General features: G+C 40.4%; 18 protein-coding genes and 1 riboswitch. Of the genes, 10 read left to right on the forward strand and 8 right to left on the reverse strand.

The features are described from left to right. Positions 1–10: 10 nt before the first annotated feature. The gene (coaD, locus tag B1F84_RS03915; protein WP_024601870.1) at positions 11–502 is read right to left on the reverse strand and encodes a pantetheine-phosphate adenylyltransferase; all 492 of its coding nucleotides are present in this window, start codon (positions 500–502) and stop codon (positions 11–13) included. A 177-nt stretch (positions 503–679) separates the two neighbouring features. On the opposite strand from coaD, the gene B1F84_RS03920 reads away from it, so the two are divergent. After that, positions 680–1,333, forward strand: a complete 654-nt coding sequence (locus B1F84_RS03920; RefSeq protein WP_131690635.1) for a TetR/AcrR family transcriptional regulator — start codon at positions 680–682, stop codon at positions 1,331–1,333. A 100-nt stretch (positions 1,334–1,433) separates the two neighbouring features. Continuing rightward, a complete protein-coding gene (thiI, locus tag B1F84_RS03925) occupies positions 1,434–2,891 on the forward strand; it encodes a tRNA uracil 4-sulfurtransferase ThiI (protein ID WP_010391044.1) in 1,458 nt (485 codons plus the stop codon). Positions 2,892–2,917: 26 nt separating this feature from the next. Here the strand turns inward: thiI and B1F84_RS03930 are convergent, their stop codons facing one another. Both B1F84_RS03930 and B1F84_RS03935 read right to left on the reverse strand, forming a co-directional pair. Beyond that, positions 2,918–3,820 carry a 2-dehydropantoate 2-reductase gene (locus B1F84_RS03930; protein WP_131690636.1) on the reverse strand — a complete coding sequence of 301 codons (903 nt, stop codon included), beginning with the start codon at positions 3,818–3,820 and terminating at the stop codon, positions 2,918–2,920. Beyond that, positions 3,813–4,163 carry a VanZ family protein gene (locus B1F84_RS03935; RefSeq protein WP_131690637.1) on the reverse strand — a complete coding sequence of 117 codons (351 nt, stop codon included), beginning with the start codon at positions 4,161–4,163 and terminating at the stop codon, positions 3,813–3,815. The genes B1F84_RS03930 and B1F84_RS03935 overlap by 8 nt, the downstream gene beginning before the upstream one ends. Positions 4,164–4,314: 151 nt before the next feature. On the opposite strand from B1F84_RS03935, the gene B1F84_RS03940 reads away from it, so the two are divergent. Together B1F84_RS03940 and B1F84_RS03945 are read left to right on the forward strand one after the other, a co-directional pair. After that, complete coding sequence (locus B1F84_RS03940; protein WP_008113183.1) at positions 4,315–4,797, forward strand: YajQ family cyclic di-GMP-binding protein; 483 nt, start codon at positions 4,315–4,317, stop codon at positions 4,795–4,797. A 350-nt stretch (positions 4,798–5,147) separates the two neighbouring features. Beyond that, positions 5,148–5,313, forward strand: a riboswitch (cobalamin riboswitch). 36 nt (positions 5,314–5,349) lie between these two features. Continuing rightward, positions 5,350–7,197 (forward strand): TonB-dependent receptor, encoded by a 1,848-nt coding sequence (locus B1F84_RS03945; RefSeq protein ID WP_131690638.1) that lies wholly within the window; start codon positions 5,350–5,352, stop codon positions 7,195–7,197. 74 nt (positions 7,198–7,271) lie between these two features. Here B1F84_RS03945 and msrA read toward each other — a convergent pair whose 3' ends face one another. The 3 genes from msrA to B1F84_RS03960 form a co-directional block, all read right to left on the reverse strand. Next, on the reverse strand, positions 7,272–7,808 hold the full coding sequence (msrA, locus tag B1F84_RS03950; RefSeq protein ID WP_054202003.1) for a peptide-methionine (S)-S-oxide reductase MsrA: 537 nt from the start codon (positions 7,806–7,808) through the stop codon (positions 7,272–7,274). Positions 7,809–7,884: 76 nt separating this feature from the next. Then, positions 7,885–10,983 carry an efflux RND transporter permease subunit gene (locus B1F84_RS03955; protein ID WP_131690639.1) on the reverse strand — a complete coding sequence of 1,033 codons (3,099 nt, stop codon included), beginning with the start codon at positions 10,981–10,983 and terminating at the stop codon, positions 7,885–7,887. A gap of 3 nt (positions 10,984–10,986) precedes the next feature. Then, positions 10,987–12,039 carry an efflux RND transporter periplasmic adaptor subunit gene (locus B1F84_RS03960; RefSeq protein ID WP_131690640.1) on the reverse strand — a complete coding sequence of 351 codons (1,053 nt, stop codon included), beginning with the start codon at positions 12,037–12,039 and terminating at the stop codon, positions 10,987–10,989. Between the two features lie 247 nt (positions 12,040–12,286). Between B1F84_RS03960 and B1F84_RS03965 the strand changes: the two genes are divergently transcribed. The 6 genes from B1F84_RS03965 to B1F84_RS03990 all read left to right on the forward strand — a co-directional run bounded on the left by B1F84_RS03965 (position 12,287) and on the right by B1F84_RS03990 (position 17,707). Further along, a complete protein-coding gene (locus tag B1F84_RS03965) occupies positions 12,287–12,991 on the forward strand; it encodes a DUF2982 domain-containing protein (RefSeq protein ID WP_008110912.1) in 705 nt (234 codons plus the stop codon). Positions 12,992–13,026: 35 nt separating this feature from the next. Next, positions 13,027–13,359: a hypothetical protein gene (locus tag B1F84_RS03970; RefSeq protein ID WP_131690641.1), complete on the forward strand. Its 333-nt coding sequence runs from the start codon at positions 13,027–13,029 to the stop codon at positions 13,357–13,359. Positions 13,360–13,426: 67 nt separating this feature from the next. Further along, the gene (locus B1F84_RS03975; RefSeq protein ID WP_131690642.1) at positions 13,427–15,070 is read left to right on the forward strand and encodes a DUF1566 domain-containing protein; all 1,644 of its coding nucleotides are present in this window, start codon (positions 13,427–13,429) and stop codon (positions 15,068–15,070) included. 9 nt (positions 15,071–15,079) lie between these two features. Beyond that, positions 15,080–15,595 carry a DUF1566 domain-containing protein gene (locus B1F84_RS03980; protein ID WP_131690643.1) on the forward strand — a complete coding sequence of 172 codons (516 nt, stop codon included), beginning with the start codon at positions 15,080–15,082 and terminating at the stop codon, positions 15,593–15,595. A gap of 154 nt (positions 15,596–15,749) precedes the next feature. Then, positions 15,750–16,670, forward strand: a complete 921-nt coding sequence (locus tag B1F84_RS03985; protein ID WP_131690644.1) for an AAA family ATPase — start codon at positions 15,750–15,752, stop codon at positions 16,668–16,670. An 11-nt stretch (positions 16,671–16,681) separates the two neighbouring features. Next, complete coding sequence (locus B1F84_RS03990) at positions 16,682–17,707, forward strand: general secretion pathway protein GspB (RefSeq protein ID WP_131690645.1); 1,026 nt, start codon at positions 16,682–16,684, stop codon at positions 17,705–17,707. 7 nt (positions 17,708–17,714) lie between these two features. Here B1F84_RS03990 and B1F84_RS03995 read toward each other — a convergent pair whose 3' ends face one another. Both B1F84_RS03995 and putA read right to left on the reverse strand, forming a co-directional pair. Beyond that, positions 17,715–18,908, reverse strand: a complete 1,194-nt coding sequence (locus B1F84_RS03995; RefSeq protein ID WP_131690646.1) for an HD-GYP domain-containing protein — start codon at positions 18,906–18,908, stop codon at positions 17,715–17,717. Between the two features lie 109 nt (positions 18,909–19,017). After that, positions 19,018–22,821: a bifunctional proline dehydrogenase/L-glutamate gamma-semialdehyde dehydrogenase PutA gene (putA, locus tag B1F84_RS04000; RefSeq protein WP_008110901.1), complete on the reverse strand. Its 3,804-nt coding sequence runs from the start codon at positions 22,819–22,821 to the stop codon at positions 19,018–19,020. Positions 22,822–22,891: the final 70 nt, after the last annotated feature.

A 22,891-nucleotide genomic window follows, 5' to 3' on the forward strand; every position in this document is an offset into this window, starting at 1 on the left:
GGTGTTGTGTTTAATGCTTGGTTTTCCCCAGCCTAGATTGCAGGGCTTTCATTACTATGGTGTCAACAAACTCACTCACATCCCCGTTATGGCGCGCAACTTCTTTTACCAAGGTTGATGATATAAAAGTATTACGCTCAGCAGGTGTTAAAAATACACTTTCTAAATCAGGGTTTAAACGGCGGTTCATATTTGCGAGCTGAAATTCATAATCAAAATCAGAAACCGCTCTTATGCCTCTGATCAGTACATTTGCATTATGGTCGCGAGCCAGATCAGCTAGCAGCCCTGAAAAGCCAATGACCTTTACATTATCTAAATGGCTTAAAATTTCATTCGCTAAATCAACGCGTTCTTCTAAAGTAAAACACGGTTTTTTACTTGGGTTATGAGCAATAGCAACAATAACGGTATCAAACATCTTAGCCGCACGCTGAATTAAATCAGTGTGGCCGTTGGTAAGAGGGTCAAATGTGCCTGGGTAGATTGCGGTCACTTTCATAATATTTACTGTGTTATTATTTTTAGCCGTAGTGTAGCAGTGTTTAGTGTGCAAAGCAGCCTTGTAAGTAAATTGTGAAGAACTTCATGCCTTGATTGTTTTAACGCTGACTATTTGTTTATACTAGTGGATTGTTTTAATGCAGCATCGTATTTTCGAAAATTGAGTAATGAGTATATGAATACCAAGGATAAAATAATTCAAACCAGTATTTCATTGTTTAATGAACATGGTGAAAGAGCAATATCAACTAATCATATTGCATCGAGTTTAGGCATGAGTCCGGGTAATCTGTACTACCACTTTAAAAATAAAGAAGACATTATTCGCCACATATTTGCACTTTATCGTGACCATTTAAGTACTCACTTTAAGCCAGTCAATAAAGGTGATGATGCTTTTGAACATCTCGGCCCTTACTTAGATTCGCTGTTTGAATTAATGTGGCGCTACCACTTTTTTTACGACAACCTCGGCGATATTCTCGCTCGCGATAGCCATTTAAAACAAGGTTACATTGATTTTCAGCAGGAGCTACTTGAGCAAGTGCGCAACATTATTTTGGCCTTGCGTGACAGTGAAATTATTGCCATTGATGAACAAGATGCCATTGAACTTGCTCATACGCTAAAATTAACGGTTAGCTTTTGGACACCCTATATGAAAGCAAGAAGACTAAGTGGTGTGCTGGTTGAGCAAGATATATACCCTGGTATTGTAAAAGTACTGACTTTATTTAAGGCGTACAGTACAGAAAAAAGCGCAAATAAAATTAATCAGTTAAGAGACAAGTACGCACTTTTAGCAAATGCTGCCCCCCAGAATCCTTAAGCCTGTTGAGTTGGTTAGTTCCTAGGCGTTAAATTTTTTGCTATAATCCGCCGCGCCCAATACCTGGGTGCGCGAATTCCCGCAGTCTAAGAGTTAAACTATGCTTAAATTTATCGTCAAACTTCACCCTGAAATAGCCATTAAAAGCCGTTCAGTCCGTAAACGCTTTACCAAAGTGTTAGAAAATAACATTAAAATTGTATTGCGTCGTGTTGACGAAAAAGTACAAGTACGTAATAACTGGGATAATATTTCAGTTGTTACAAAACTAGATGATGCTCAAACTCGCCTTGATTTTATTGATAGCTTGCAGCGCATTCCTGGCATCGTACAGTTTATTGAAGTGACCGAAACAGACTTTAAAACTCTTGATGACATCTATCAAAAAACCATTGCGTTAGTTGGCCACACTATTATTGGTAAAACCTTTTGTGTACGTGCTAAGCGCATAGGTCAACATGATTTTACTTCAACTGAATTAGAGCGCTACGTTGGTGGCGGGCTTAATCAACACGTTGAAGGTGCGCGAGTAAAGCTAAGCCGCCCTGAGGTAACAATTCGTTTAGAAATTAAAGACGAAAAAGCTTACATAGTGACGCAAACCCATTTAGGAATGGCGGGCTTTCCTCTGCCAACACAAGACGATGTATTATCGCTTATGTCTGGTGGGTTTGATTCTGGCGTTGCCAGTTACCAGATGATCCGTAAAGGCGCTCGTACACACTTTTTATTCTTTAACTTAGGTGGTGCTGCCCATGAAATTGGGGTTAAGCAAGCGAGCTACTACCTATGGAAACAATACAGCTCTACGCATAAAGTTAAGTTTATTACTGTTGATTTTGAACCAGTTGTTGCGGAAATTTTAGAAAACGTTGAAAACAGCCAAATGGGTGTTGTGCTTAAACGTATGATGATGCGAGCGGGTAGTGCCGTTGCTGAAAAACTAAATATTCAAGCTTTGGTAACGGGTGAAAGTATAGGTCAGGTGTCTAGCCAAACCTTAGCTAACTTAAGTGTTATTGACCGTGTAACCGAAACGCTGATTTTACGTCCTCTTATTCAACATGATAAGCAAGAGATCATCAATATAGCGCGCCAAATAGGCACTGCAGAAATGGCTGAGACGATGCCTGAATACTGTGGTGTGATCTCTAAAAAGCCGACAGTTAAAGCCAAAATTGAAGTCATTAAAGCAGAAGAAGAGAAGTTTGATTTTGATGTATTAAATACCGTTATTGATAACGCCCGTGTTATGGATGTGCGCGATATTGATGTTGAAGCTAAGCAAGAGCTTAAAGAGGCTGAGTCAGTTACAGAGTTACCTGAAGGAGCGGTTGTTGTTGATATTCGCTCACCTGAAGAAGAAGATGCCGCACCGCTTGAAATTGATGGTATTGAAGTTATTCATTTACCGTTTTTCCGTTTAGCAACTAAGTTTGGTGATTTACCTAAAGGCAAAGACTATTACTTATATTGCCAAAAAGGGGTAATGAGCCAGTTACAAGCGCTTATTCTTCACGAAGAAGGCTTTACCACTGTAAAAGTCTATCGTCGTTAATGGCTAAATATTTTAAAAGCGCGGATTTATTCCGCGCTTTTTTTTACCAGAATTTCAGCAAGTAAAGCGTCATTATACGGGGTCGCAATATTATGTCGCTTGCCTTGCTCACTAATATAACCACAAATTGCCATGATCTCAGTTTGCCTATTGTGCATAACGTCTTGATGCATAGATGAGTAATTCTCTGCGGTTAAACTCATTACCTTGTAGGCGCGCTCGAGAGCATCGATAAGCTTAATATTAAGTTTAAGCGCGGTCGCAATATGGCACGCCTCTGTTAATAAATTAATAATTGAGCTATTGAACTGTGGCGCACGCAACTGGCCATTTTTTATATTGTACAGAGCGGTTAATGGATTTATGGCAATATTAACTAGTAGCTTTTCAAACCTAAGTTGCTCAATATTGTTGCTGACAATTAATTGCGGAATAGTGTGTAATTGCGCACTAAACTGTTGAAGATTTTGAATAGCTAGTTGATTACAGCCCCCTAATACACTTTGCCCGTTTCCAGTATGCTGCACAATATTAGGGTTTGACTTAAATCCAGCCATGCTGGTGGTTAAAAAGTACAACGATTGCTGCTGTGTTAACTGTGCATTTAATTGTTCAACATTACCCATGCCATTATGACTTAGTACAATATGGGTATTATTGCCTAGATAAGGTTTTACTTGGGCGTAGGCTTGTTGCACTGCAAACGCTTTAACAGTGAATAAAACAATTTCAAATTCAGGAGCTTGAGCTAATTGCTGTTGTGAGATGAAAGTAGCGTTAATTTTTTCCGAAGGGGCATCACCACGGCTATAAAAGCGCGTATTGACTGTGCCCTTTTTGGTAAGGATGTAAACAGTGTGATGTTTCGCTAAAAAATAGCTAAATAACAAGCCTATAGCACCATCACCAACAACGAGTATGTTAGCCATAATGCTTCTTTGTGCGCAGAGTTAATAGTGCTTTAGCTAAAAAATAGCTCGCTGCACCAATAAAATCGGCAACAAAATCGGCCAGTGATGCTTGTCTGTAAGGGAGGCTATCTTGCATAATTTCCATTGCGGCACCATAGCCGGCTAACAGCAATATTTGTGCATATAAAGGCAGTTTAAAGGCTTTATCCATAATAATGGCAAGTAAAAAGAAAATACCAAAATGCGCCACTTTATCTACATGCGGAAATAAGTTTGCAGCGCCTTTTACCTCTTTAGCAAATAAGAAGGTAAATGCGACAATACTAATCAAAAAAATAGCTTGGTAAACACGCCTCGTCACAAAAAATCCTAAAATCGTATAAAAAAGAAGCCTCAGTATATCAAACTAAATTAGTATCGCACCTGAACAAGATGCAGAAAAGTGTAAAGATTTATCATTTTAACGTTATAATTGCCGCATAAAATTAAGATTAGCTAGTTAGGAGAACATCATGCCTTCATTTGATATTGTATCTGAAGTAGAAATGAACGAAGCACAAAACGCGGTTGATAACGCCAATCGTGAATTAGAGACTCGATTTGATTTTAGAGGGGTCGATGCCTCAATTGAATTAAACGATAAAACAATTAAATTAAAAGCTGAAGCAGATGCTCAGGTTATGCAGTTGTTTGATATTTTAGCTGGTAAAGTTTCTAAGCGTGGGATGGATGTTGCGAGCCTAGAACTTCAAGAGATTTCTCGTGCAGGTAAAAATGTTTTTCGTAACGTTGCACTAAAGCAGGGCATCGAAAAAGACATGGCTAAAAAAGTAGTAAAAGCCATTAAAGATTCTAAAGTAAAAGTGCAAGCGGCTATTCAAGGCGAAGAAGTACGCGTAACGGGTAAAAAGCGAGATGACTTACAAGCTGCTATGCAAGTTGTGCGCACTGCCGATTTAGGTCAGCCATTTCAGTTTAAAAACTTCCGCGATTAATTTATTGTTTCGAGCTAGGCGCTACAGGCGCTTAGTTCAAAGCAACATGTATTTAGCCAAACACGTTATATTGTTTGGCTTTTTTATTTTTGGACCTATGATAATTACCGAACCCCGAACCCCGAACCCCGAACCCCGAACCCCGAACCCCGAACCCCGAACCCCGAACCCCGAACCCCGAACCCCGAACCCCGAACCCCGAACCCCGAACCCCGAATCCCGAATCCCGAACCCCGAGCCCCGAACCTCGAACCTCGAACCTCGAACCTCGCAACCCAACTTGTAGATGTTTAGACGTCCGTTGACATTTTTAAGTAAACAGATAACAATAGCAGCCTATTTTCAAGGTGCTTGCTAAACACTTCAAAGGTGTGATTTTTTTAGTAGGATAATCGGGAAGTTGGTGCGTTTTCATTGATGAAGTCAATCCCAACACTGCCCCCGCAACGGTAAAGTTATGCTGTATTTTATTATGGTAACTGAGTCCGGAGACCGGCCTTGATGTAATCTTACTTACTAACATCTTTGCGGTGGGCAGAGATAGGGAACATCATGATAAATAAAACTGCATTGGGTGTGGCCATTTCGGCTGCGCTGTCTTTTTCTGCATCTGCAGAACAAACCATTGAAAAAATAACCGTTACTGCTAATAAATTTGAACAACCTATAAATGATGTATTAGCAAGTGTGGCAGTTATCGACCGCGCTGATATTGAAAAAGCGAATTACCGAGACTTACCTGCAATATTAAATACCATAGCTGGGATTGATATTGTCCGTAACGGCGGTTTAGGTCAAAAGGCAGATATATTTGTTCGCGGTGCCAGCGCTAAATATACCTTAGTACTGGTTGATGGTGTAAGAGTGAGCGATGCAAGCTCAGGTAGTGTATCGCTGACGAATATTCCAGTTAATAGTATCGAGCGTGTTGAAGTTATTAAAGGTGCCAGAGCAGCTATTTATGGCTCTGATGCGGTAGCCGGAGTAATTAATATTATTACCCGTAAAGCCTCAAATAACTCGCTTTCGGCTACTTTAGGCAACCATAGCTACAGTAATTATCAGCTTGCTGGTGGGCTTGTAAAAGAGGCGCTTAGCTTTAATTATAATCTAGGCTACGAAGAGACAGATGGTTTTGATGTTACTGGCAAAGACCCTGTGGCTGAATACACCAAAGATCACGATGATGATGGCTACAAAAATAAAAACATTGGCTTTAATTTAGCGTATGAACTGGCTGAACTAGGTGAGTTGAGCTTACAGTCTCAGTACAGTGAAGGTGAAGCGCAGTATGACAACGCATGGGGTAACGATGCTTACGACTTTGAAAATTACACCGCTAAGCTAGGTTGGAAAAAAGCCTCAGAAATATATACCCAAAGTACTTCATTGAGTGTATCGCAAGAAGAAAATACCCAAACTGGCACCGATGTGCAACAAGTGTATAGCACAGAGCGTGTTGAGTTTGAATACCGAGGGCTTTATAGCCTAACGAAAGAGCTTGATTTATCTGGTGGTTTTAATTATTTGTCTGAGGATTTATCAAACTCATCAGCAACGTCATCAGAAGAAAAACGCGATAACAACGCATTGTTTATAGGCGCGTTTTATAGTCATCAACAATGGTTAGCAAATGCGGTTATCAGAACAGATGATTATGACTTCCACGGCCGTGCAAATACTTACAGCACTGGGCTTGGATATAAAGCGAATCAGTATGTAACGGTACGTTTAAATCATGGCACTGCATTTAGGGCGCCGTCTTTAATTAATGCGTTTGTAACTAACAGCCCATACTACCTGCCAAATAATAATATTAAGCCTGAGGAAGCCTTAAACAATGAATTTGGTGTTACCCTAGAAACTCAATGGGGGCGTTATGATATTGCTATTTTCGATAACCGTATCAATAATTTAATTAGTAATAATTATGATGCAGACTCAGGTAAATATATTGCAACTAACATAGATAAAGTATCTATGCAGGGGATAGAATTGTCGGCTGAGTTTTCAGCGTTAGGCTTTGAACACTCTGTTAATGTTAGTTTTTTAGATGCTACAGATGAAAAGACGAATACAGATTTACCACGCAGACCTTCTGAATCGTTTAATTATCAACTCGCTAAATCATGGGGCGATTTTGATGCCAGTTTAGATATGCAATATCGCTCATCGCGTCCATCAATTGCGTATTATGATTCTGAACTCGCTGGCTATACGGTATTTAATTTAGCAGCCAATTACCAGTTGCTTGAGAATTTATCGTTAGCTGCTCGAATAGAAAATATTACTGATAAAGAATATTTTACTGCAGCAACATGGTTTGCTGCCAGTGGTGAGCTATTAGGTTATAACAGCGCAGGAAGAACTTTCTTTGTGGGGGCAAATTACCAGTTTTAATTATCACTTTTAGTTGCCGAAAAACAAATAGCCCAGCAAATTGCTGGGCTATTTGGTTAGCGCTTTAAAGCATTTTATTCACTTAAAAATTCGCTAAATTCGGTTTCAAACTTGTGCAACTTAGGCGCAATTAAAATACTACAGTAGCCTTGTTCTGGGTTTTCATTGTAGTAGTCTTGGTGAAAACTTTCAGCAGGGTAAAAAGTGGTTGCTGGGCTTACCTCGGTTACTATAGGCTCGCTAACATGAGTCTGCAGCTCTGCAATAACGGCCTGTGTTTGTAATTGTTGTTGCTGATCATGGTAATACACAACGCTGCGGTATTGAGTGCCTATATCGTTACCTTGGCGGTTTAACTGGGTAGCATCATGCAAAGTGAAAAACATCGCGAGTAATGTTTCAAAGCTGATAATGCTGGCGTCAAATTCAACCTTAACCACTTCGGCATGCCCGCTATTGCCTGTGCAAATAGCTTTGTAGGTCGGGTTATCAGTGTGCCCGCCTGTGTAACCAGAACATACACTGAGCACCCCTCTAACACGCCTAAATGCCGCGTCAATACACCAAAAACAGCCGCCGCCTAGTGTTGCTACCTGTGTGGTCGAACTCATAAGTACTTCCTCAATTGTATGGTTATATGCACCAGAAAATAGCGCCGTAACAGCTAATTACGACGCTCAGAGTGAGTTAGATCTCTTTAAGTGGTTTTTCAGCTGCTTGTTTATCCAGCTTTTGCTGTAAAAACTCTGGTGATTGCGTATTACGTGCTAAGGCATAATAAGCAGCAGGTACAACAAACAGAGTCAGTATGGTGGCAACTGTTACACCGGTAAATACCACCACACCAATAACCATTCTGCTTTCTGAGCCAGGGCCTGAGGCCAACACCAAAGGCACAGCGCTCATAACTGTGGTCAGTGAGGTCATAATAATAGGACGTAAACGCTGGGTAGCGGCCTGCAAAATAGCTTCACTAAATTCCAACCCTTTATCACGTAACTGATTGGTAAATTCGACAATCAGTATACCGTTTTTAGCGCTTAACCCAATGAGCATCACAATCCCTATTTGACTGTATATGTTAAGTGTTAAGCCCATACTCCATAGCCCAAACATGGCGCCCATTAACCCAAGCGGAACGGTAAGCATAATAACAAACGGGTGCATAAAACTTTCAAACTGAGCAGCGAGCACTAAAAAGGTCACGGTCAATGCCAACACAAACACATAGGTCATGGCTGAGGCACCTTCATAAAACAACTGCGACTCACCTTTGTAGTCAATGGCACCATCAATGTCGTTTTCCTCTGCGGCAACATTGTTTAAAAAGTTTAGTGCTTGTTCTAGTGTGTAACCATCAGCTAGGTTGGCACTTAAGGTAATTGCACGCATACGGTTATAGCGGTTTAAACGCGAGGCGGTAGCTTCTTCTTTTAAGCTTATTAGGCTATCGAGTGGCACGAGTTCATTGCTACGAGATTTAAGGTAAATATTTGAAATATCAGTTGGGTTTGCAAAGTCTTCTTTGGTTCCCTTTAAGATTACATCGTATTCTTCACCGCGGTCAATAAAGGTGGTTACTCGGCGTTGACCAAGCATGGTTTCAAGTGTACGCCCCACATCTGAGACTGATACGCCTAAGTCTGCAGCTTTATTTTTATCAATACTCACCAAGAATTGTGGAAAGGTTTCTTTATAATCATGGTCAATTCGCACTAATCCAGGGTTTTTTTCAGCACGTTTAATAATTCTATCGCGCCAATCAGCTAGCTGAGCATAATCATTACCTTGTAAAACAAACTCTATTGGTCGTGATGAACCACCACCGCCAATACCACGGCGCATAATTGCAAAAGCACGTACATCGGTGACCTCTCGCATTTTACCGCTTATTTCATCCATGACTTCCCAAGTTGAGCGTTTGCGTTTATCCCAATCCGCCATACCAACAATGGCTACACCACCACTGCCACCCCAGCCAGGAACTCGCACTAAAACTCTACTTAGTTCGCCAGATTCAGAGTAAGGCATTAAGCGCTCTTCAATTTTTGCCATATTGGCGGCATTATTCTCATAACTAGCGCCTTCAGGGCCATTCATAAGCACAAAGAAAGTGCCACGGTCTTCTTTAGGGGTAAGTTCAGACGGTATTTGTAAAAATAATGAATAACTAACAAACCCAGCCAAAACTAAGCTCAGCATTAAGCCCCATTTTCTGGTCATGTTTGACGCTAAAGCGTTACGGTATCCATTTTCTAATTTAGTAAAAAAGCGGTCCATGACTTGGCTAAATTTACTTTCTTTTTCAGAGGCCTTTAACACCTTTGAACACAATGCCGGAGAGAGTGTTAATGCAGTAATGCTGGAGAAAAACACGGCAGCACTCACCGCCATTGCAAACTCTGTAAATAGTGCGCCTATTCGTCCTTCCATAAACACTAATGGTACAAACACAGAGATCAGCACTAGGGTGGTGGCTATAATTGCAAAGCCCACTTCGCGGGCGCCGCGATAAGCCGCTAATAAAGGCGGTTCACCAAGTTCAATGCGGCGGTGAATATTCTCTAGCATTACAATGGCGTCATCTACCACTAAGCCTATTGCTAATACCAGTGCTAGTAGAGTTAATAAGTTAATTGAATAACCCATTGCTAATAAAAACATAAAACTACTGACTAGAGCCACCGGTACGGTAACCGCTGGAATAAGTGTGGCGCGAATATTACCTAAAAATATAAAGATAATAAGCACGACTAACCCCATAGAAATTGCTAAAGTTTTATAAACCTCATTAATTGACTCTTTAATAAATACCGAAGAGTCGTAACTGTCTTCTATGGTGGTGCCTTCTGGTAGGTTACGCTTAATCTTTTCCAGTTCACTGCGGGCATTATCAACTACTGTAAGAGTATTTGCTTTGGCTTGTTTAACAATACCCATACCTATCATATTACGGCCATTTCCGCGGAATAAACTTTCATCATCGGCGGCTTCTAATTTTACGTCAGCCACTTCGCCAAGACGTACTAAATAGCCATCTTCACCTCGTTTAATAACCAGGTTTTGAAAATCGCGTTGATTTTTGTAACTGCGTGCGGTGCGCACAGTAAAATCACGGTCTACCGATTCAATTTCACCCGCCGGAAGCTCTACATTTTCACTACGCAGTGTTTGCTCTATATCACTAGAGGTAATACCACGGGCTGCCATTGCTTGGCGGTTGAGCCATACTTTCATGGCATACTTTCGCTCACCCCCAATACGCACATTTGATACACCATCAACAACAGCTAAACGGTCAACAATAAAACGTTGTGCATAATCAGAAAGTTGTAACGAGTCCATGGTTTCACTATTAAGTACAAACCATGCAATAGGGCTTTCATCACTGTTTGACTTTGATACCTCAGGAGGGCGCACTTGCTCTGGTAGACTATCAAGTGCTCGCGCAACACGCTCACGCACATCGTTAGAGGCATCGTCTATGTCACGGCTAATATTAAACTCAATGGTAATGTTTGAGCGGCCATTACGACTCGATGAATTAATGCTTTTAATACCCTCAATACCCGAAATTCGGTTTTCGATAACTTGGGTTATTTTGGTTTCAATAATCTCTGCAGATGCACCGGTATATTCAGTACTAATATTTACAATTGGCGTTTCAATATCAGGGTACTCGCGCAGTGGCAGCATACTAAAAGCAACTAAGCCAAAAGTGAGTAGGAGTAAGTTAATAACAATCGCAAAAACGGGGCGTTTAACGCTAGTATCGGTAATTTTCACGTGTTACCCCTTAACGCTTACTTTGCTACCAGAGCGAATTTTAATAATTCCCTCGGTAACAATCTGCTCGCCATTAGTTAGCCCTTTGTCTATTGCAACCCAGCCATTGTTTCTACTTGCAACATGCACTTCTATTCGTTTTGCGATGCCATCTTCAATTTGAAAAACATAGTGTTTATCTTGAAGTGGAATAATTGCTTTTTCAGGAACCATAAGCGCTTGATTGCTGCTTAGCTCTAGTGCGGTATTAAGTAGCATTCCTGGACGCAGTAAACCCGACTTATTGGCAAAACTTGCCGTTACTTCTATGCTGCGAGTGATTGAATCGATACGTGAGCTTATATGGGTTACTTTACCGGTGAATGTTTGATCAGGGTAAGCATCGTTTTGAGTGCGAACCGTCATTCCGTTTTTCAGTTGAGCTAAATACTTTTCAGGCACTTTAAAATCAACTTTTATGATACTGATATCATCTAAGGTTGTAATTACCGTGCTGTTATTAACATAGGCACCCACTGAGATTTCACGTTTGCCCAATAGCCCTGAGAAAGGGGCGGTAATAGCCATTTCATTAAGTTTGGTTTTGGCACTTTCTAGTTGTGCTTCGCTGGCATCAACGCGGGCTAGTTGTTCTTCAAGTAATGACTTTGCTGTCGCTTGTGAGCGAGAAAGTTCAGTAAGTTTGGTTAGTTGGCGTTTTTCTTCTTGTAAATTAATGCTAAGTTCTTTTACTGCAAATTGTTCTTGTTGGTTTTGCAGTTGCACTAATTTTTGCCCTTTGCTGACCAAGTCGCCATCTTCGAAGTAAATGTTGGTAACATAATCGTTTTGTGCGCTTTTAATATAGATAGCCTGATTAGCTCTGGCACTGCCGATGGCTTCAATCATAATAGCATTTTCTTGCGACTCTACAGTGTGTGCAGATACTTGCGTTGCCATTGCTGAGTAATCAGCTTGCTCGCCTTGTGATGCGGGCAAGTATAAATAAACACTAAAAATTAATAGTAACGAAATAATAAATGGAAATAGGGCTTTACCTGATTGTCTTGAGTGCATTGTTTTCATACCTGAAAATTAATTATAAGTATTGTACGAAATCAGGACAAAAAAAGGCGGTTATGTGTCTCATTAATTTGTGCGTTAGGCGTAAAAATAAATAATACTTATTAATTGTGTAGTGAGATAAATGATTATAGGAGTTAATTGGTGAACTTCAAAACATCATGCAAACGTTGTTTAACACTGAGAAAGTTAGTCTTGTGGGCTATTATTATGTTTATATTTTATATGGCGTTTTTTCAGTATGGCTAATATAAAAAAACAAACACTCAAATACCGAGCGCAAGGCGCTAAAAATGGGATTGAAATACTGGTAGTAGGAAGTATTGGCTTAATATTTATCATGCTATTTAATTTATTGCGCCCAGGTGAAATCAGTATTATTGAAATTTTTTTAGTAAGTTTATGTATTGCAGCAATTTTAATAGGTTTTTTTAAAACACAAGAACCTTTTTATAGTATTATTTTAACTGAGCAGCAATTAACATATCAGCATAAGTACGGGCAGTGGACTTTAAACCAAGAAAACATGCACCATTGTGGTATTCCTAAAGTTGATAATGGTATTGATCACCTTGAGCTTAACGCGATTGGTATTAAACTTAACGATGTAGATACATTTTTAGCTGCTTTAGCTCCAAGAATGGCGGGTAAACTACTAATAGAGCAGCGGCACTTTTTTATGCAAGTTGTTCAAAAAAATTGCAAGAATGGGCATTGCCCATCAGAATGGTTAGTTGAAGATAATAAATATAGGTCAAAAAAAGGAATTGACTATAATGGACTTATAGCAATGTTTGCTAATAGGGCTAAGCATCTTCAGCTTTTAACAGGGTATGACTTACTATTACCTGCAAGTGTAATAGAAAGTGATATTTGGGAATTTAGCGCAAATTTAAATAAATGGAAGCGTGATCCTTCTCAGTTTATAAAGTCGCAGTGTGAATAATAATATAACGACTCTCTGCGGAATTAGGAATAACTATGAGCCAAGACAGATCTTTCATTAAAAGTGGTCGAAATACCATTATACATAAAGATAGAAAGCTAGATTTAGTGATTGTTAATGGTGACAATCACCCTCGAATCAAAGTAACAGGAAATGGTCTTGAACCATTTAAAGAAGAGCTGCCAAAAAACCGCCGAGATGCAAAAGAGCGTTACCTAGATATAGTTTATATTTCTAGTGCTGATGTATTTAGTGAAGAAAAGCAGTTGTTGTTTATCCAATCCTTAGATGGCCGCGAGTACAAAGTAGATTACAGTAAAGTTGGCACTAAGCTATTTGTCCGTATTCATCAAGATAGCTATTTATAACACTACACTGGCACTTTTATTGCTAGATTGTCTTATTGGATAATTTTAGGATACAAAGGTGCTAAGTATGAGAGCCATTTCGTTAATACCCCTTATGTCATGTTTGCTTTTAGCGGCATGTGGAGGAGGTGGTAGTGATAACAGCGATATTAAAACGTCAGTATTTGCAGGTAACGACCTTCAAGTTGTAGAAAAATCAGACTTTACTATTTCTGCGAAAGGCTCACCCGCAGACGGTACATTTACTTGGCAACGTGTGAGCGGCCCCATTATAGATGTTTTTCCGCTTGAAGGGGCTGAACAAACCATTACTGCGCCAGATGTAAAGTCTGATAGTGAATTGGTTCTAAGAGTGAGCTATCAAACGTCAGATGGTAGTTTAGTGAATGACGACTTGAGTGTTTTTATTGCCTCTAATAATCAGCTTCCCCTTGCGGTTGTTACTCAAGTTGCCCCTGAAAATTTACCCTCAGTTTATAATGACACCGTGACTCTCAGTGCTTTAACATCAACGGATCCTGATGAAAATGGCGAAATTAACAGTTACTTGTGGCAATTATTGTCTGGGCCTGATTTAACAATAGACAGTTACACCAATTCAACCCTAAGTTTCAACCATCCATTATTAGAAAATAACACCAACTTAAAATGGCAACTCACCGTAACTGATGATGAAGGCGGAGTATCTGCATCACAATTCGATATGACTCTTAATAAAACAGCACAGGTCATTATTGCCAATGCGGGGGCTGATCAAACTGTAGAAGAGTTTGATAAAGTGATTTTAGATGCCACTGCTAGTGAGGCGGCAACTCAGTCTTATCAGTGTAGGTGGCAACAACTTACCGGAAATAGTGAAACTTTAACCGACTCACAGTCATGTAAAGCCAACTTTTTTGCTTCTGACATTGATTTAAACGCAACCCTTAGTTTTGAAGTGCAAGTTATGGACTTAAAAGGACGGACTGACACAGATACAGTATTTGTTGATATAACTCCCAAAGCGCTTGGATTAATAAACGACACTGGGGTTGGAGAGTGTTATAACAATACTCAACGTATTAATTGTAATAATGATGAGTTTCCAGCTCAAGATGCTGATCTTGGCAGAGATAGTTTTGCAAATCGGTTAGGTAAAGTGGGTAAAGGTAATCTAGCTTTTGATTACACCAAACTTAATGAGTTCGCTGATGAGTTGTTAGATGACGCACAAAACTTTAGCTGCATTCGCGATAATACAACCGGTCTTGTTTGGGAAGTAAAAAGTTCCTATTCCGGTGTGTTACCAAATACTTCGCTGCGTGATGGACAAAACCGTTATATTTGGCAAGGGACTGTCAATAGTGGCGATGTAACGGGTAGTGCTAACACCACGTGCCCAAGTAATAGAAATTGTGGATTGCAAACCTATATAGATGAGGTTAACGCCCTTGATTTTTGTGGTGGTAGTAACTGGCGTTTACCCACTTATACTGAACTTTTAGGTTTAATTGATTACGGTAAACAAGGGCAAAATATATTAATAGATACTGCTTTTTTCCCTAATACACCACCCAGCAATATTTTAGGACATTTACGTTACTGGACTTCACAAACCGCGGTTGATGGCAGCAGTTTATCTCAGGCTTATACTATCGATATGGTGGATGGTAACGACTTAGCTTACCCCAAAGATAATGTCGCTTATGTGCGCTTAGTTAGAAACCGTTAGGGGGTTATTATGAAATTAATTAAAGTTTTTATGTTGTTCGCTTTGGGATTGAGCTCACCACTTGCAGCGCAGCAGTGTTATCAGGAAGTTGCAACTAGCGATGACACCGATAGATTTGTGATTAATATTGATGGCACTGTATCAGACACTAAAACGGGGTTAATGTGGCAGCGTTGTAATTATGGTCAAGTTTATAATAGTGAAACAAATCGCTGTGACGGTGATACTCAGCCACTAAATTGGCAGGCGTCACTCAAAGGAGCATTCAACGACACTTCGGCAGGTTATAACGACTGGCAAGTACCAAGTATTAAAGAGTTGGCCAGTATTGTTGATCACCGTTGTACAGAGCCAAGCATAAATGTAGGTGTGTTTTTAGCAACGCAGTCGCAAAATTACTGGTCTAATACTTCAGGTATTAGCAATATGAATTCGGCATGGGTTTATCAATTTGCCAGTGGTTTAAATAGCTTACATGCAAAAACAAGTAACGTGTATTTACGGCTTGTACGTTATGAAAATTAATCAAATGAGATAGCTTGTAGCCACTAGAGCTGAGGTTATTTAATCTAAGCTCTAGTTATTTACACTATTTTAATAATAAAGCTTGGTTGTAGTTGTCACCCAGGCTATTTTTTTGCCATTATAGGCCGTGAATTAATGACCAAGGACTATAAAGGTGTACTTAAGCTATTTTGGTTTACAAGAAAAGCCATTTTCAATTTCGCCGAACCCTCATTACTTATTTTTAAGTGAGCGCCACAAAGAAGCCTTAGCACATCTTACCTATGGGCTAGGTGAAGACGGTGGCTTTGTGTTGTTAACTGGTGAGGTAGGGACAGGTAAAACCACCATAACACGAAGTATGTTAGAGCGGTTGCCTGAAAACACCCAAGTCGCCATGATCCACAACCCCGCTTTATCAGAGTTAGAATTACTGGCTAGTATTTGTGACGAACTACAAATTACTTACGATGCCCAAAATGCCACATTGAAAAGTTTAACGGATGTCATTAAAAAGCACCTTGAGTTTAATAATAAAGCGGGTGGTCATACTATTTTAATTATTGATGAAGCACAGTTGCTTGCCCCCGATGTGCTTGAACAATTGCGCTTATTAACCAATATTGAAACGGATCATAAAAAATTACTACAAATAGTATTAGTAGGTCAGCCTGAGTTACAAGTACTTTTAAAGCGCAATGAATTAAGGCAGCTGGCACAGCGAATTACCGCTAGATACCACTTATTAGCTTTAACACCAGGGCAGACTATTGCCTATATTCAACACCGATTACATATAGCGGGTTGTGATAAGAAAGTATTTTCTATGGATGCTATGCAGATGGTGCATCAACTGACAGGTGGTGTACCACGGTTAATGAACCTTGTTTGTGAACGTGCGTTAGTAGGCGCTTTTTCCAAGCAGCAAGAGCTTGTTGATAGCGACATTATTAAACAAGCAGCAAGTGAATCTTTACCTATCGACTTTATTGCAACTAATAATAATAAGCCCAGAAAAACGAGTTCGATTTGGCCTTATAGTGCTGCAGTGTTAACGCTTTTTGGTGCAGGGATTGGCCTGTCTTTTATTTTTTAGTTAGGTGGTTCATGTCTTATTTATTAGATGCGTTAAAGCAATCAAAACACGAAACTATGAGCGCAGAGCAGTATGACTTGCAAGCGCAACAATTAAAACAACAACGTCAATTGTTGACCTATCGCCGAATTAGCTTTTTACTCGCAGGTAGTCTAGTTGCCGTGGGTATACTGGTTAGTGGCTTTTTTGTCGGTAAATGGTTACAGCAAGAAAATGCAGCGATAAACAATAGCCATACACAGAATGAAATTTCTCAAACTACTCTCGTGCAAAAAAAGCCTGAGATGTTAAAAGAAACGCCTTCAAGTGAAGAAAAAGCCTCAGAAACGGTTAGTTCAGTAGAAGTAACGTCTCCAGAGCTAAGCCAAACGGCTGTGCCTAACAGTACGCCAACAATAGCAGGGCAGCTAATTTATGTTCAAACTCCAACCGGTGTGCAGCAAATGTTGCTTACGCCACAAGGCCAGTATTTGTCTATGAGCACTGCTCAATCGCCTCAAATGCAAACGCAAAATTATTCGACGCAGAATAACGTATCACCTAGCTTTCAACCGAGTAATCAACCGCAAAGTGTGCAAACTCAAACAGCGAAAAGAACACTCAGTGCCGATGAGCTGAGTAAATATAAAGTGTTAGGCAAGCCGCTGAATCAAACTGTACCCGAGCAACGGCCATCATCGCCTAGTGAACTTGATGCTGTTCCCGACACGCTTAAAAATGCGTTTGCGCAAGCGGTGAATAACACAGAGAAAGCAGCTGACTACGAAGTAACCCAAGGCTCTCGTCTTTCATCACGAGTACAACCTGTTGAGCTACTGCCTGATGGCCTGCAAAGTATGTTACCTAGTATTAAGTATCAGGCGCATATTTATTCTTCAACGGCAGATAAACGCTGGATAAAGCTCAATGGTAGAGAGTTATATGAAGGGGAGTCTATCGGTGCGTTGAAGGTGCTAGAAATAGCGCCTGATCAGAGCGTACTTGACTTTGATGGTTATGAGTTTAGCTTAAAAGCGCTGCAAGATTGGCCACAATAGTGGCCAATTAGCTAAAGATAGAGTGCTTATAAAAGCCCTCTAAATCTATATTATATTCTTTGGGTTTTACTGCTGACTCAAGTGTGTCTTGCGTTCTTTTATTTGATAAATCAACATCTTTAACTTCAGTGTAATGCCCATGTTTTGCATTGAAAAACGTTTTTACTACCGGTTTTAATGGCGTAGCTGGATTGCTTTGGGTAACGAGTCCCACTTTTTGGCTGGAAAGTTTTACCAGTGTGCCTACTGGGTGAATACCAATGCATTGAATAAACTTATTCAGCAGTGCGTCATCAAAGCTATCTGGGCAACCTTGTTTTAATATTTTAAACGCCCTAATAGGCTCCATACCCGCTTTGTAAACGCGTTCAGCCGTTAATGCATCATAAACATCAACAATAGAGGCCATACGAACGTACTGGCTTATTTCATCGCCCTTTTTACCAAAGGGGTAGCCTTTGCCATCTAAGCGCTCATGGTGCATACCTGCGATATCAACGGCAATTCCCGTTAACCCTGCGTCTTCTAATATTTCTTTGCTAAAGCGAGCATGGTTTTGCATCACTTTAAATTCTTCGTCACTGTAGCGACCAGGCTTGTTAAGAATTGCGTCAGGTATTTTTATCTTTCCCATATCGTGTAACAGGGCACCTGTGGCAAGTTCTTCAATAATTGGTTTTTCAATATCGAGATGTTTTGCAAAAATACTCATCAAAATAGACACATTTATCGAGTGCTCTAACAAATAGGCATCTTTTTGGCGCATTTGTGTAATGCACGCCAGCGCATCTTGATTTCTAAATACGGAGTCAATAAACCCACTAGCCAGTTCTTTAAAAGGCGCAACATCAACAGTACGCCCAGACTCTATATCGCCAAAAGCTTTGGTTTGCAGGTTTTTTGCTTCATCGTAAAGCTTTTTAGCTTTACTCATTTCTTGCTCAGCACTGTGGGTAATTAACCAAGGATCGCGCTTTTTGATTTCGTGCTTAGCGGTTGAAATTTGTTGTTCGGGTTCTTCAGATGCGAGCATTTTATCAGGATCGATTTCAACTTCTAAAATCCCTGCTTTTATTAACTTATCAATTCCTGTTTGAGTTTTAACCCAGCCTTGGTTTTTTATTCTAATGCTGCCGGTTTGTTTAATAACTTTTTGTACAAACATGCCGGGCTTTAGCTGTGAGGTAGGAATGGTTTTCAAAATTAGCTCTGGTTAACAGTTATGATTTGATAAATTAACAAATAAATACTTAGATAGGAATAAAAAAGGCATCAAATAGATGCCTTTATTTATATTAATGAATTAATTGCTATTCATCATCTTCAACAAGTGTCATCAGAGAAGTATTACCGCCTGATGCTGTTGTATCTATACTGATGGTTTTTTCAGTAATTAAGCGCTTAATTAGCGTGTCGTAATACTCAGAGCTGATCACTGGCAGTATAGCGCCTTTACGTTGTGCAAGCTGTTGGCTGAAGTAGCCTAAGCGAGAAGAACGTGCAGCAACTACCGCACCGGCTAGGTGAGGATGCGCCAAAATAGCTTGTAACTGGTTTGGTTTAGCTACTTGGAAAACACCTTCAGCAACGCCGGTTGCGATAAACTTATCTCTAAAAGCAACGGCTTCATCATAAAATATTTCAGATGCTACCGTTATTACTGTGTTACCAGCAGCAAGTGCGGTAATAATTGATAGTGCCCAAAAGTTAAATGAGGTGCTTTTATCTGCGTAACATACTACACAGCCGCGTGCTTCAAGGTGAAGTGTGTTCGACTCACCTGTTGGCCCTGGTAAGGTTGTATATTTGCGCATGTGCTTTTCTAAGCGGTTTAACTGAGCGCGAGCATCTGCAAGTGTTAATGCTAAATCGTCCGCGAGGTCGTCAATAATTTCAACCGTCGCTACTTTCGCTAATAACTGACGTACCGCAGAAACACGGTCGTTAAGTGGCGTTGCACGCCAGATTTTTTCATCGCGCATAGAGTTAACCATCAGCTTTTCTACTTGCTCATTTGCGCCACTGTAGTGGTGTAAATCAAGCTCGTCTGGCGTTAGGTTAGTCATTTGTACGTTATCTGGTGATGCTTTTTCTTTTATTAAGCGTTGTAAGTAGTTTGGTCCACCGGCTTTAGGGCCAGTACCTGATAGTCCACGGCCGCCAAAGGGTTGCACGCCAACAATCGCACCAATCATATTACGGTTTACGTAAACATTACCTGCGCGCGACATTTTAGCTAAGTGTTCACAGCGCTCTTCAATACGAGAATGAATACCCATTGTTAAGCCGTAACCGGTGTTGTTAATTTGGTCGACAACACTATCAAGCTCACTTGCTTTAAAGCGGATCACGTGTACACACGGGCCAAATACTTCACGCTTTAATACCGATAAGTCTTTGATTTCGTATAAACGTGGGGCAAAGAAAAACGCACCGTTTTCGCTGTTATCAGGAATTTTACACTCATAGTGAAGTGTTGCATTACCCTTTAGGTATTCAACATGGTCGTTGAGTGTTTTCAGCGCTTTTTCATCAATTACAGGGCCTACGTCTGTAGAGAGTAATGATGGGTCGCCAATGTGCAACTCAGCAAGTGCGCCTTTAAGCATATCGATAATGCCATCAGCTACGTCTTCTTGAATAAAGAGTACGCGTAATGCTGAACAACGTTGACCTGCACTTTGGAAACCAGAACTGATAACATCATCAACAACTTGCTCAGGAAGCGCTGTTGAGTCAACAATCATACAGTTTTGGCCGCCAGTCTCTGCAATTAAAGGCACCTGAATATCGTTACGTGCTGCTAATGTTTGCGAGATAAGCGTGCCCGTTTCAGTTGAACCTGTAAACATAACAGCTTGAATACGCTCATCAGGAACAATGGTTTTACCTACTTCGCTACCGCGAGCAATCACAGGCTGTACAACGTGCTCAGGTAAACCAACTGATAGCATTAATTCAATGGCACGAAGTGCGATTAAGCTGGTTTGCTCTGCTGGTTTTGCAATAACCGTGTTACCGGTAACAATGGCCGCTGCAACTTGACCCAAGAAAATAGCGAGCGGGAAGTTCCATGGGCTAATACATAAAATAACACCACGGGCTTCAAAGCGCTCATCTTGCGCAAGCTCTTCAGCACGGGCTGCGTAGTAACGACAAAAATCAACCGCTTCACGAACTTCATCAATACCATCTTGTGCTACTTTACCTGCTTCTTTAATACAGATAGCAACAAGTTCATCATGATGACGTTCTAAGATATCAGCAACGCGACGCAATAAATTAGCGCGCTCTTTTACAGGTGTTTGCGACCATGATTCAAATGCGGTTTCAGCGTTGGCTAGCAACACTTTCATTTCATCGCTATTTTGTAATTTAATATGGCCAATAATTTCTTTATGGTTTGCTGGGTTTTTAACTGCCAGTGCACCCTCAGGTACTTGGCTTTCTTCAATTAAGTGTTCTTCAAACCAAGTGTCTAAATTTTCTTTAAACGGGGTGATCACGTTAATATCAGTTAAATCCATACCTTTTGAGTTGGCACGTTCTTCACCGTATAAATCAATTGGCATTTTTATTTGCGTGTTGTACTTATTACGTAAACCTTGCAGCGTTTCAACAGGATCTGGTAATAATGCTTCAACCGGTTGAGTGGTATCTACAATGGCATTTACAAATGATGAGTTAGCGCCATTTTCTAGTAAACGACGAACAAGGTAAGCAAGCAGGTCTTCGTGTTGGCCTACCGGAGCATATACACGACACTGAATTTTTTCTTCATTAACGATTTGGTCAAATAAAGATTCACCCATACCGTGCAAACGTTGGAATTCAAAACCTTGGTTATCACCTTTCGCTACTTCTAAAATAGTCGCAGCAGTATAGGCGTTGTGTGTTGCAAATTGCGGGTAAAGTACATCACGTGCTTCAAGCATTTTAATCGCACACGCTTTGTATGACACATCTGTGGTTGCTTTACGCGTAAACACCGGGAAAAAATCTAAACCATCTTGTTGTGTGGTTTTGATTTCGGTATCCCAGTATGCGCCTTTTACTAAACGCACCATCATTCTGCGACCCACGCGGGTTGCTAGGTCTGTTAACCATTCAATTACAAAAATAGCGCGTTTTTGATAAGCCTGAACCGCTAAGCCAAACCCTTGCCAATCGCCAAGGTCGTCATCGCTAAATACCGCTTCAATTACATCGAGTGAAATATCTAAACGGTCTGCTTCTTCAGCATCAACAGTAAACCCGATGTCGTATTTTTTAGCGGCAAGTGCAAGTTCTTTTAGTTTTGGAACGATTTCTTCCATTACGCGTTCTTTATGAGTGAATTCATAACGCGGATGAATAGCCGATAACTTTACAGAAATACCCGGGCTTTTAATCGGGCCACGACCATTCGCCGCTTTACCGATAGCATGAATCGCATTCATGTAGCTATCAAAGTAACGCTTAGCGTCTTTCATTGTGCGAGCGCCTTCACCTAGCATATCGTATGAATATACATAGCCTTTTTGCTCTTTTTCAGCAGCGCGCTCAATTGCTTCGTTAATGGTACGACCCATTACGAATTGCTTACCCATTATCTTCATCGCAAAGTTCACAGATTTACGGATAACAGGCTCGCCTAAACGACCAATTGTTTTTTTAAGTATGCCAAACTGCTGCTCTTTCGTTTTGTCGTTATAGTTAACCATTTTACCGGTTACTAATAATCCCCAAGACGAGGCATTAACGAATAAAGAATCACTACTACCTAAGTGAGAGCTCCAATCGCCATTTGCTAATTTATCACGTATTAATGTTTCTTGAGTTGCTTTATCAGGAACGCGAAGCAGTGCTTCGGCTAAACACATTAATACCACACCTTCTTCACTCGATAGTGAAAATTCATTTAATAGCGCATCAACACCGCTTTGACCATCTTGGTCTTTACGAATGTTTAAAACTATTTGGCGAGCTCTTTCCCATGCACGGCTTCGTGCTTTAACACCGACTTCTGCAAGTGGTAAAATGTGATCAATAACCGCATTTTCATCAATACGGTAAAAGTCACGGATCTTTTGTCTGATCGGACAAGTCGTTGTTAAATCGCCATTGAATAACATAAGCAACCCTCAGGAGTGTTAAGACTTAGGATAATTGTTAATTATCGCTAAATGTTGTTGGTGTAAAGCG

The sequence above is a fragment of the Pseudoalteromonas sp. DL-6 genome, assembly GCF_004328665.1.
GTDB lineage: Bacteria > Pseudomonadota > Gammaproteobacteria > Enterobacterales > Alteromonadaceae > Pseudoalteromonas.